Source organism: Bradyrhizobium diazoefficiens, from assembly GCF_016616235.1.
In the GTDB taxonomy this organism is placed as follows: Bacteria; Pseudomonadota; Alphaproteobacteria; order Rhizobiales; family Xanthobacteraceae; genus Bradyrhizobium; species Bradyrhizobium diazoefficiens_H.
The window spans coordinates 6,219,294-6,231,456 of the sequence record NZ_CP067100.1; the positions used below are offsets into that span (position 1 = coordinate 6,219,294).

8 protein-coding genes and 1 pseudogene are annotated in these 12,163 nt (G+C 62.6%); 3 read left to right on the top strand and 6 right to left on the bottom strand.

Annotated elements, in window-relative coordinates; genetic code table 11:
- Positions 1-16: 16 nt before the first annotated feature.
- Positions 17-1,663, bottom strand: coding sequence for a phosphoglucomutase (alpha-D-glucose-1,6-bisphosphate-dependent) (gene pgm / locus JJB99_RS29615; RefSeq protein WP_200495767.1), 1,647 nt, complete (start codon positions 1,661-1,663; stop codon positions 17-19).
- A gap of 311 nt (positions 1,664-1,974) precedes the next feature.
- On the opposite strand from pgm, the gene JJB99_RS29620 reads away from it, so the two are divergent.
- Both JJB99_RS29620 and JJB99_RS29625 read left to right on the top strand, forming a co-directional pair.
- Positions 1,975-2,760, top strand: coding sequence for a transglycosylase SLT domain-containing protein (locus JJB99_RS29620; RefSeq protein ID WP_200495768.1), 786 nt, complete (start codon positions 1,975-1,977; stop codon positions 2,758-2,760).
- Between the two features lie 176 nt (positions 2,761-2,936).
- Complete coding sequence (locus tag JJB99_RS29625; protein ID WP_200495769.1) at positions 2,937-4,088, top strand: acyltransferase family protein; 1,152 nt, start codon at positions 2,937-2,939, stop codon at positions 4,086-4,088.
- A gap of 29 nt (positions 4,089-4,117) precedes the next feature.
- On the opposite strand, the gene JJB99_RS29630 is transcribed toward JJB99_RS29625, so the two are convergent.
- The 4 genes and pseudogenes from JJB99_RS29630 to JJB99_RS29640 form a co-directional block, all read right to left on the bottom strand.
- Positions 4,118-5,008 (bottom strand): aldose 1-epimerase family protein, encoded by an 891-nt coding sequence (locus tag JJB99_RS29630; protein WP_200495770.1) that lies wholly within the window; start codon positions 5,006-5,008, stop codon positions 4,118-4,120.
- Between the two features lie 116 nt (positions 5,009-5,124).
- The gene (locus JJB99_RS29635) at positions 5,125-6,438 is read right to left on the bottom strand and encodes a UDP-glucose dehydrogenase family protein (protein ID WP_200495771.1); all 1,314 of its coding nucleotides are present in this window, start codon (positions 6,436-6,438) and stop codon (positions 5,125-5,127) included.
- A 178-nt stretch (positions 6,439-6,616) separates the two neighbouring features.
- Positions 6,617-6,730, bottom strand: a pseudogene (locus JJB99_RS36445) (GDP-L-fucose synthase); the annotation flags it as partial.
- A 23-nt stretch (positions 6,731-6,753) separates the two neighbouring features.
- Complete coding sequence (locus tag JJB99_RS29640) at positions 6,754-7,167, bottom strand: hypothetical protein (protein ID WP_246775023.1); 414 nt, start codon at positions 7,165-7,167, stop codon at positions 6,754-6,756.
- Positions 7,168-7,718: 551 nt separating this feature from the next.
- On the opposite strand from JJB99_RS29640, the gene JJB99_RS29645 reads away from it, so the two are divergent.
- Positions 7,719-10,733 (top strand): hypothetical protein, encoded by a 3,015-nt coding sequence (locus JJB99_RS29645; RefSeq protein WP_200495772.1) that lies wholly within the window; start codon positions 7,719-7,721, stop codon positions 10,731-10,733.
- Positions 10,734-10,796: 63 nt separating this feature from the next.
- Here the strand turns inward: JJB99_RS29645 and JJB99_RS29650 are convergent, their stop codons facing one another.
- Positions 10,797-11,864, bottom strand: coding sequence for an acyltransferase family protein (locus JJB99_RS29650; protein WP_200495773.1), 1,068 nt, complete (start codon positions 11,862-11,864; stop codon positions 10,797-10,799).
- Positions 11,865-12,163: the final 299 nt, after the last annotated feature.

Genomic DNA, 12,163 nt, shown 5'->3' on the forward strand with positions numbered 1-12,163 from the left:
GCGCCAGCTCCGGTCCCTACGCCCCGAACACCTTGTTCAGCCCGGCCTGCGCCTCCTCCTGAATCCGCTTCAGGTGTTCGGTGCTGCGGAAGCTCTCGGCGTAGATCTTGTAGACGTCCTCGGTCCCCGACGGCCTTGCCGCGAACCAGCCGAAATCGGTTTCGACCTTGATGCCGCCGAACGGCTGGCCGTTGCCGGGCGCCTTGCTCAGCGTGGCGCGGACCGGGTCGCCGGCAAGATCCGTCAGGCCGAGTTGCTCAGGCGTGACGGATTTCAGGATGGTCTTCTGCGGCCCGGTCGCGGCGACGTCGATGCGGGCGTAATGGGGCACGCCGAACTCGGCGGTGAGATCATTGAACAGCTGGCTCGGGTCGCGGCCGGTCTTCGCCATGATCTCGGCGGCGAGCAGGCCGAGGATGACGCCGTCCTTGTCGGTAGTCCACACCGTGCCGTCGCGGCGCAGGAACGAGGCCCCTGCACTCTCCTCGCCGCCGAAGCCGAAGCTGCCGCCAATGAGCCCCTCGACGAACCATTTGAAGCCGACCGGCGTCTCGACCAGCTTGCGGCCGAGTTTTTTCGCGACACGGTCGATGATCGAGCTCGACACCACGGTCTTGCCGATCGCCGCATCCTTGCCCCAGTTCGGCCGGTGCGCGAACAGATAGGAGATCGCGGTGGCGAGATAGTGGTTCGGATTCATCAGGCCGCCGCTGCGCGTCACGATGCCGTGGCGATCGGCGTCAGTGTCGTTGGCAAACGCGACGTCGAAGCGGTCACGCATCGCGATCAGGCTCGCCATCGCGTAAGGCGAGGAGCAGTCCATGCGGACCTTGCCGTCCCAGTCGACGGTCATGAAGCGGAAGGTCGGATCGATCGCCTCGTTCACCACGGTGGCCTTGAGGCCGTAGCGCTCGATGATCGGATGCCAGTAATGCACGGCGGCGCCGCCGAGCGGATCGATGCCGATATTGACGCCGGCGGATTTGACGAGGTCGAGATCGACGACATTGCCGAGATCGGCGACGTAAGGCGTGACGAAATCGTGAGCATGCACGTTCGCAGCCTTGCGCGCCCTGGCGTAGTCGATGCGCTTCACGCCCTTGAGGCCGTTGGCGAGATAGGCATTGGCGCGCTTCTCGACCACGCCGGTCACGTCGGTGTCGGCCGGGCCCCCATGCGGCGGATTGTATTTGTAGCCGCCGTCCTCCGGCGGATTGTGTGACGGCGTGACGACAACACCGTCGGCAAGACCGCTGGTGCGGCCCTTGTTGTAGTGGAGGATCGCGTGCGAGATCACGGGCGTCGGCGTGTAGCCGCCGTCCTTGTCGACCATGAGCTCGACGCCGTTGGCCGCGAACACCTCGACGGCGCTCACCAGCGCCGGCTCGGCCAGCGCATGGGTGTCGATGCCGATGAAGAGCGGGCCGGTCAGGCCCTTTTCTTTCCTGTAATCGCAGATCGCCTGCGTGGTCGCGAGAATATGGCCCTCGTTAAAACTGTTCTTGAACGAGGTGCCGCGATGGCCCGAGGTGCCGAATGCGACCCGCTGCGCCGGGTCCGCGGCATCGGGCTTGCCGGCGAAATAGGCCGTCACCAGCCGCGGAATGTTGGTGAGCGCGTCCGGCGAGACCTGCTTGCCCGCCGCGGGATTGACATCAGCCACTGAAAGATCCTCGTCCTGTCGTCACAGAGATAGCGGGATAGCATAGCATCGCCCAAGCGTCCGCCAAACCAGAACGCGGGCGATGGGGACCGCGTTCCTTGGGAGCTTGGCGACGGTGCTGTAGCCGCATGAGCAAAGCGATATGCAGGCCAGCCATCCCGGATGTCGCTTCGCTCATCCGGGTTTCTGGATCATGCTATGCTCCGCACATCGAGGCTTTTCGAATCGTCCCATGGCCCCCTCGCACAAGCTGCTTCTGCTGATCGCCGGCCGAAGCCCGTTTGTTAGCTTCGAGACTGTATGACAAGCGCATGATGCGGAATCAGGCACGCTTCAAGCTCAGCGCGACGTGGCGACACGCCGCGGTCGCCCTGCTGGTGTCGGTTCCGATCTGCGCACAGGCCAAGGACGGCGCGCCGGACGAGCCGCGCACGGTGCCGGCCGCATCGGAGAACATGTCGGAGCTTGGCGCCGGCGAAACGCCGTCGTCCCATGCCGAAATCCGCAAGATCATCGAACGGGAAACCGCGAAGACCGGCCTGCCTGCCGATATCGCGGAGGCCGTCGTGTTCGTCGAAAGCGGATACAATGCGGCCGTGATCGGCAGCGTCGGCGAAATCGGCCTCATGCAGGTGCGGCCCGAGACCGCCGCGATGCTCGGCTTCCGGGGCAACAATGCCGAGCTCGCCGAGCCCGACATCAACATCCATTACGGCGTGCTCTATCTCAGTCGCGCATGGCGCCTCGCCGGCGGCGATCTCTGCCGCGCTTTGATGAAGTATCGGGCAGGTCACGGCGAGGAGACGATGACCGCGCGTTCGCAAGTCTATTGCAACCGCGCCCGCAACCGTCTGCTCGCGATGAATTCGGCAGCTCTCGAAGCCAAGGCCGCAACCATTCCGGATCCGGCGCCCCCGGCGGCTTCGGCAAAGCTGGCAGGCCCGCCGAAGGTCGCGGCACAGCCTAAAGCGGTCTATGCCCGCTATCGTCAAGGCACGGCGGCCGCCAGCCGCGCCTTTTGGGCCGCACATGAGGCCAGGATCAGCCTCATCAAGGCTCGCATCGAGGCAAGATGGAAGCGCGTCGCGTCGCGTTGACGAGCTTGCGCCGCAGCCGCGCGGCCCAGGCGACCTTGACCGGCTCGATCGCCGATTCCGTACAATTGGCTCTGGACTCAACCACTGGTTAACGTAAAGACAGGCTTCAGCTTCGGAAAGGGCGGGCGCGCCTCTATGGTGTCCGCTTGCGGGTGCGAAACCACGGAGCGAGCGTTATGCAGGGGCAGGCCCGGTTGGCTGCCGGTCGAACCGAACGAGGCGCACCGTCCCTCAGTCGTTCGCGCACGCTCGATTTCCTGCGCGGCCTCGCGATCCTGGGCGTGATCGCGAACCACGTCTCGCAATCATTTCCATCAAACATCCAGGCAATCGACTACGCCTTCCTGTGCGGCTGGACTGGCGTCAACGTGTTCTACTTCGTCAGCGCGGTGACGATGTGCCTGATGTGGACACAGCGCGCCGGCGAAACGAGCCCGACACGCAAATTCTACGTCCGCCGTGCCTTGCGCATCGCGCCGTTGTTCTGGCTCGCGATCCCGTTCTACCTTGCCATCAACGGCACGGGGCCGAGCTACAACGCGCCCAACGGCATCGGGCCGCTCCAGGTGATCTTGACCGCGACGTTCCTGCACGGCTTCTGGCCCGACAGCGTCAACAGCGTCGTGCCGGGCGACTGGTCGATCGCGGCGGAGATGACGTTCTATCTCGTCTTCCCGCTTCTGATCACCGCATTCGGATCGCGCCGCCGTCTCTATCTCGCGCTCGCGCTTCTGCTGCACCTCGTCAATGTCTGCCTGTTCAAGCCGTGGGCCTTCGAACTGTTCTCGGCCTATTACGGCCCCGGCCACGACTCCTTCGTCGGGGCCACGCTGCACATCAGCTTCCTGAACCAGTTGCCCGTCTTCCTGATCGGCTGTGCGCTGTTCTTCTCGCTGCGCGACGGCTTCACCAGATCCGACGCCGCGATCTTCGTCGTCTTCGTCGCGCTGTCCTTCTGCGCAAACCGCGCGACCGGCGCGCACGAATTCAACTATCTGATCATCAACCTCGTGCTCGGCGCGATGGTGGCGGGCTGCATCCGCTTCGCGGTCCGCTGGTCGCCGATCGAGGCGCTCGGCCGCAATTCCTATTCGATTTATCTGTCGCACTTCGCGGTGATCGGCGGACTGCAGCTGATCTGGCCGCTCGCGGACGGGCTGATCTCGCTGCTCGTGACTTACGCGGTCAGCGCAGCGCTCAGCTATCTCGTCGCGCGCGCGACCTGGCACCTGGTCGAGCGGCGCGCGCAGGATCTCGCGCAGCGCCTGACCTCATCGGCGACCAGGGCCCTGCGCCCCGAGCCCTTTACAGCGGTACGCGTGGCCTGAACGGCCGCAGCGCGGGCGGATGATCCGCGTCAGGACGATCCGATCTCGATGCGGTATGACAATTGCTCCTGCGCGCCGGCTGCGATGTGCATCAGGCCCGGCTTGTCGCTGAACTCGCCCTCGAAGCCTTTGGGGCTGGCATAGCCGCGCCAAGGCTCGATGCAGAGGAACGGTGCGCCCGATGGTTTGGACCAGACGCCGAGCTCGCGAAAGCCGCGCCACGACATCTTCAGCCACGGCCCGGCGGACGCGCCCTGCCCGGCGGCGTAGCGGACCGAATTGCTCTCGATCCGGTCGAAGATGATGGCGTCGTCGGCGAACAGGGATTCGGACAGGGGCAGCACGGCGCCATTGACAGGACTCGGCTCCGCGGCCGGGCGCAGCAATCCGCCGTCGAGACGATGGACGGGAGATGACTCCGCGTTGGCAAAGGTCAGTGCATAACTCTCTTTCGCCGTTTCAGGCTGAAGCGGCCAGTTGAAAGCGGGATGTCCGCCGAGCGAGGCCGGCAATGTCTCCGCGCCGGTGTTGGCGATCGTGAGCGAGAGATCGAGACCGTTGTCATCGAGCGTATACGCAGCGGTCAGGCGGAATGCGAACGGATAGAGCGCACGCGTCGCCTCGCTGTCTTCGAGCACCAGCGCACAGCCGCTCTCACCGCGTTCGATCCACGCAAAGCGGCTGTCGCGCGCAAAGCCATGCTGGGTCATCCGGTAGCTCTTGCCCCGGTGCCGCAATTCGTCGCCCGCAAGACGTCCGACGATCGGAAACAGCAGCGGCGCGTGCCGCGGCCATTGCGGCCCCGCCTGCCAGACGAATTCGATGCCGCTGCCATGCTTCAGCGAGCACAGCTCGGCGCCGTGGGCCTTGATGGTCGCTCCCAGCCGGCCGCTGCGGATCGTGTGCGTGTCGTCGGTCATGACATCCCCCTCGATGCGGTCGAGGCTGCCGCTCAAAGCGCGACCTCATGCGCAGAGCATACCGCATTGGAGGCTGTGTCGCTCGCCTCCGGAGGCGAGCGACACAGTATTGTGCATCAGGCCTCGGCCGATCGTCCGACGCTGTCATAGACAAAGCCGGCGGCTTTCATCTCTTCGGGGCGATAGATGTTGCGGAGGTCGACGACGACGGGCTGCGCCATGACGCTCTTCAGCCGGTCGAGATCGAGGCCGCGGAACTGAGTCCATTCAGTGACGACGACGAGCGCGTCGGCGCCTTGCGCGCAGGAATAGGCATCTTCGCAATAGGTGATATTGGGCAGCTCACCCTTCGCCTGCTCCATGCCGACGGGATCGAATGCCCTGACCTTGGCGCCCATGTCGATCAGGCCTGTGACCAGCGGGATCGACGGCGCATCGCGCATGTCGTCGGTGTCGGGCTTGAAGGTGAGGCCGAGCACCGCGATGGTCTTGCCGCGCAGGGAGCCGCCGAGCGCCTGGCTGACTTTCCGCGCCATCGCGCGCTTGCGGTTCTCGTTGACCGCCAGCACGGATTCGACAATGCGCAGCTGCACGTCATGGTCCTGAGCGATCTTGATCAGCGCCTTGGTGTCCTTGGGAAAGCACGAGCCGCCGAAGCCCGGGCCGGCATGGAGGAATTTGGTGCCGATGCGGTTGTCGAGGCCAATGCCGCGCGCGACCTCCTGCACGTTGGCACCCGCTTTCTCCGACAGATCGGCGATCTCGTTGATGAAGGTGATCTTGGTCGCGAGGAAGGCGTTGGCGGCGTATTTGATCATCTCCGCGGTGCGGCGCGCGGTGAACATCAGCGGCGCCTGGTTCAGCGACAACGGGCGGTAGATGTCGCCCATCACCTTGCGGCCGCGCTCGTCGGAGGTGCCGACCACGATGCGGTCGGGGAACTTGAAGTCGCGGATCGCCGCGCCCTCGCGCAGGAATTCGGGATTGGAGGCGACGACCACCTCGGCCTTGGGATTGGCCTCGCGGATGATGCGCTCGACCTCGTCGCCGGTGCCCACCGGCACGGTCGATTTGGTGACGACGACGGTGAAGCCCGACAGCGCCTGCGCGATCTCTTTGGCGGCGGCGTAGACATAGGACAGATCGGCGTGGCCGTCGCCGCGGCGCGAGGGCGTGCCGACCGCGATGAACACCGCGTCGGCTTCCGCGACCGGCTTCGACAGATCGGTGGTGAAGTCCAGCCGCCTGGCCCTGACGTTATTGCCGACGAGCTCGTCGAGCCCGGGCTCGTAGATCGGAATCTCCCCGCGATGAAGCGCCGCGATCTTCCTCTCGTCCTTGTCGACGCAGGTGACGTCGTGACCGAAATCCGCAAAGCAGGCCCCGGACACCAGTCCCACATAGCCCGTGCCGATCATCGCGATTCGCATGCAAAAACTCTTTCCGTTGAGGACGGATGTTCCACCGAACACCCTTAGACCATTTCCCTATCCGACCGCACGCCCAACATTAGGGCAAACTGCTTCGCGAGCCGAATAAACCTTAACGGCCCTGCGTGACAACAACCGCCGGCGGCCCGCGAAACACGCGACATGCAATTGCTGCACTCTACGTATGCGACAGATATGCCGCAGGCGCGCGTTTCAAACCATCATAAAGCGAGGTCGTGGCCCGCCAGCCGAGCTTTGCGAAGCGACCGATATCGGCAGTTCCGCGCGGCGTGCAGGCGCAGCGTCGGCGGCGTCCTACTCCGGCTGGCTGACGGTGCTCACCACCAGCGGCGGGCTCGGCCGGGAGATCGTGATCTGGACGGTGGAGGTGCCGGCGTCGTGCCGATTCTTGCCGACGATCACGAGCGTGAACGCATCCGTGCCGGTGAAATCGGGTTTCGCAAAATAGCGAAAGCCCGGGCCGACCAGAACAAGTTCGCCCCTCTTCGGCTTGTCCGCGATCGCAACACTGTAGATCTGCATCGTCGACCAGCGCAGACCCTGGATGCAGTCGGCGCCCGGCGCGATCGTCATCGACCATTCCATCGTGTCGCCGGCGAGCCGGTAGGGCTTGATGTCGCGCATGCAGCTCGGAGTGGCTTGAGCGGCAGCGGCCGACGCCAGGACGGCCAGCATGCAGGCGGAAGCAAAAATCGCGATTCGGGACACGGCGCGGTCCTCACTGGTGTAATCCCGAGGCAATACAGCACCGGGCCTGAAGGTTTGGTGAGGGAGCGACGGCAGCCCCTCTGTGTGGTTAACGCCGACTAACCGACGATGCGCCTGCTCGGCAAGGTCCGTGTGCTGCCGACCTGCGGAGACGCAATGACACACCGCTCAATATCCGGAGATTCCCGAGCATGGTGATCGTTTCGTGAAGTGACGCAGTGGCTGAAGGACGCTGCGGACGATCAACCGGCAGCGCTTCAACGTCGACCGCGCCGCCAACCATACGAGAATCTGGCTGGATAATGCCAATCGGGTCCGAGATCGCATCGATGAGCATCGCCGACTTCCGTGCTTTTACGGTGTCCCCTCACAGGAATTGCCGAAGCTCGCGGAGCTGCGTCATCATTTCAGTCCGGACGATGTGCCGTCTCCGCAAAAACGGAACTCACTCTAGAGAAAACTCGCTGCTCGCAATTTTAGTCAATCAAGAACCTGCCTTTAAAGCGGTCCGTGAATCATCGCGTCCAACAGCAGCATTCAACCGGGGCATCATGTCTTCTCAGTCATCACCGCAGTTCGTCACCAAAACAGCGACGTCCACTGCCGCATTCGTCGACTCGATCGGCGTCAACACCCACATCTCGTTCGACAACTCGCCTTACGCCAACATCGACAAGGTATCGACGGCGCTGGGTTATCTCGGCATTCTCAACATTCGCGACAATCTGTCCACCTCCACGGTCGGATCGAACAACTTCGCCGTTCTGGCCGCTCAAGGTTACAAGTTCGATCTCGTGGCGAGTCCGTCGAAAGACTCGACCCTCGACGTGAGCAAGTTGATCACTGCGCTGGACAGCTACGCTAACCAGTATGCCGGGAGCATCGCCGCGATCGAAGGGCCGAACGAAGTCAATATCTGGAAGATAAGCTACAACGGGGTAATCTCGATTGCTTCCGCCGCAGAGATTCAGAAGCAGATATTCACGGCCGTCAACGCCGACAACCTCCTCAAGGATATCCCGGTCTACAACGTTTCGATCGGCTCGACGGATACCAGCCAGTTTCAGCAGCTCGGCAACCTGTCCGGATACACCGACTACGCCAACGAGCATGCCTATGTCATGTCGACGACTCCGATTTCAAACGGTCTCGACTATCTGTTGTCGTTCGCCCAGATCAGCGCTCCTGGAAAGCCGACTGTCATCACGGAAGCCGGCTACAACACGTTGACGAGCTACTGGTACGACGGCGTCAACGAGGCAGTTCAGGCCAAGTACACGCTCAATACGCTCATGGATGCCTACCAAAAGGGAGTGTCGCAAACCTATCTCTACGAGCTGCTCGACGAACCGAATCTTGGCACCAATAACAAGGAAAGCTATTTCGGCCTGTTTCATGCGGACGGCTCGCCGAAGCCGGTGGCCACGGCGATTCACAACCTCACGCAGATTCTCAAAGACGGCGGGCAAAACGCGACGTCCGCATCCGGCAGCCTTACCTACGCATTGTCGGGCGCGCCAACGACGTCGCACGACATGGTGTTCGCCAAGAGCAACGGCAGCATGGATCTCGTGCTATGGGCCGAACCGGTGCTGTGGAATCAGAACACGCACAGCGAGGTGAAGGCGACAGCTTCGGTCGTGACCGTCACGCTCGATCAGACCGCATCGCTGGTGAAGGTCTATGATCCGATGGTGAGCAGCAATCCGATCGCGACCTACGCCAACGTCAGCAGCATCCAGGTCAACGTTTCCGACCACCCGCTGGTGATCGAGGTAACGCCGGTGCTCAAGGCCATCGCGGCAGCGGCAGCCCCGATCCTGTCCAACACGACCAGCACCTATGTCGGCGGCGTGCTCGCGACCGAGACCACGACCTACTCCGATGGCTCGAACAATCTTTCCGACACCAAGACCTACACCGCGGGCGTACTGACGCGGGACACCATCCTTCACACCGACAATTCGAAGGACATCTACCTCTACAACATCAAGAACCAGAGCTACGTCTCCGAGCACGACGTATTCGACGCGACAGGGGTCATGACGTCGTCCATCCGTACGCACGCCGACGGCACCTTCGACTACGCCTACAACCTCGCGACAGACGGCAGCAAGACCACCGACAAGTACAATTCGGCGGGATTGCTTCTATCCGAGACGATCCTGCACACCGATGGATCGTCCGACGTGAAGACGTACGCCAACGGCGTCATCACAAACGGCACCCTGAAATATACGTCCGGCTCCGTGGCGTCGATCGTCGACAGCTACACGAGCGGAACGCTCGCCAGCGAAGTCATCAAATACGCGACCGGCTCATCCGACGCGTTCGAGGTCAAGACCTACACCAATGGCGTGCTGACCAAGGACGACATCGTCCACGCCGACAATTCGGAGGACATCTACTACTACAACGTTCAGAACAGGGACTTCGTTGCCGGTCACGACACCTACAACTCGGCGAGAGTCTTGACCTCATCGGTGCACACGCATGCCGATGGCACGCTGGCCTACTCGTACACTCTCGCCGCTGACGGCACCAAGACGACGGACGTGTACGACGCCGCGGGCGGCCTGGTTTCCGATACGGTCGTTCGCACGAACGGGTGCTCGGACGTCAAGACCTATTCGAAGGGCATGCTGACTGGCGAGACGATCAAGTATGCGCCGGGCGGGCCTGACCTCAGCGAGGTCAAGGTCTACAGTGCCGGCGTCCTCACCTCGGACACGATCGTGCATGCCGACAAGTCGAAGGACATCTACCTGTCCGGCATTCAGAACAAGTCTTACGTCGCCGAGCACGACGCCTACAACGCGGCGGGCGTCCTCACCTCGGCTGTCCGCACCCACACCGACGGCTCGCTGGACTATACCTACAATCTCGCATCGGACGGCAGCAAGATCACGGATCAGTACAGCGCATCAGGCGCGCTGGTCTCCGACAGCGTCGTCCGCGCCAGCGGCTGGTCCGAGGTCAAGAGCTACGCAAACGGATCGCTGTCCAGCGACATCGTGAGATACGCGCCGGGCTCCACCGACCTCATAGACACCAAGACCTATACGGCCGACGTGCTAAGCAACGAAACGATCGTGCACGCCAGCAAGGCCAGGGATGTGTTCGACTGGAACGTCGCCGGCAAGAGCTACAGCGCAGACCATTTCGCGTATGACGCCGCCATGCGGATGGTGACCGCCGACTTCACCAATGTCGACGGCTCGCACAACCAGACGGCCTATCTCGCCGGCGCCTCGCTGACCTCGGCCACCGGCGTATCGGACACGCTCACGGCCGCGAGCACCGGCGGTGACAGTTTCGTTTTCGGTCCGAACTCCGGCAGCGACACTATCGTTGGCTTCCACGCCGGAAATGCCTCAAACCACGACATCATCGTGCTCGACAATTCCGTGGTCAGCGACTTCGGCCATCTCGCCATGCAGCAGATCGACCGCGACACGCGGATCACGCTCGATGCCCATGATTCGATCCTGGTCAAGAACGTGCTGCCCTCGGCACTGACCAGCGCGGATTTCCATTTCGTCCAGCATGGCTGGGCGCTGAGCTGAGGTCCTCCAGGAGAAAGAACGGGGCCGCCGGTTGTCCTTTGGGCGAGCGGCGGCCTCGCTTCGTCAGGAAGCCGCCAGCGAAGTCGCGCCGGACTTGAATGCGACGGCCCTGCTTCGCAGGATGCGCCGTACCGGCTCGTCGAAATAATAATATGTTACATGCGCCGCGCACAGCGAGCCGATCACGCCGGTGATCACGATCAGTGGTTGCGGCAGATGCAGACGCGGCGCGATCACGAAGACCATCGCGAGGCAGATGGGACGGTGGATGCCGTAGAGAGGATACGAGATGGCGCCGAGCCATTCGAGCAGCGCCTGCCCGGAGTTCCCGCCCGCGCGCGCACCGAGTAGCGTGAGCAGCGGAAAGACCAGCAGGATACAGACCATGTCGTATCCGACACCTCCGGCATTCGGAACCGAAAACAGACCCAGCAACACGGCGAGCAGAAGCCATGGATTGATGCCCGAGATCCAATCCAGCCGCTTCTCGGCATAGAGGTTGTGGACCAGAAGACCGGCGCTGAAGCCGACCAACACCCGCAACGTTCCGAGCCAGAACTGGTCGATGAGGCCACCGCCGTCGATCCGCGCGTATTGCGGAAACAGGCAGAGTCCCAGGACAGCCGCGCTTGCGAACAACAGGACGGGCGATACCCGCACCAAGAACCGCGCCCAGATCAGGTTTGCGACCATTTCGAAGAAGATCGACCAGAACGGCGTGTTGAGCGGATAGATTCCGCCACCGAGCGCGCTCGGCCAGAAATAGAACGGTATGAGAAAAAGGTTTAGGCCGAATGCAACGGCGACATCGGGCGCGCCGAATGTCGGATTCCTGGTGAGCGTCGCGAGGACGAGATAGTAGAGCCCGCCGAGGACCATCCCCAGCAGGATGACCGGATAGAGTCGGATGACACGCTGAACCAGGAAATTCTTGAACGTCATGTTCTCTGCAAGGCGACGGCCGTAGGCATGCGCCATGACGAATCCGCTTAGGCAGAAGAAGAAGTCGACGGCGAGGTAGCCGTGCGTGAAGAACCAGCGCTGCTCGGTCCAATTGCCGAGGTGTAGGAACAGCACGGAAATGGCAGCGACCCCGCGCATGCCGTCAAGTGTGTGAAGCTTTTCTGACACGAGAGGCTGCTCACCATGTTGCTAGACATTGCGATCGATGTCGCGAGGAGAGCGGGCGAAATGAAGCTCTTTTAAGGAAAGCTTCAGCATTGCTGCACGGCATATTCAGCGTGACATTCACAGTGCCCTTTAAAAGATGCGCATATGAGCTGCGTGCAAAAACAATTGGCCCGACATGATCGAATGCGGCGCATGCATGACTTCAAATGCTCGATCGCAGGCGCCGGGCACCAGCTCCATCAGGGCGCGCCCTGCCTGTTGCTGCACATCGTCGCGGCTTCAACTTCGCGTGGGCAACG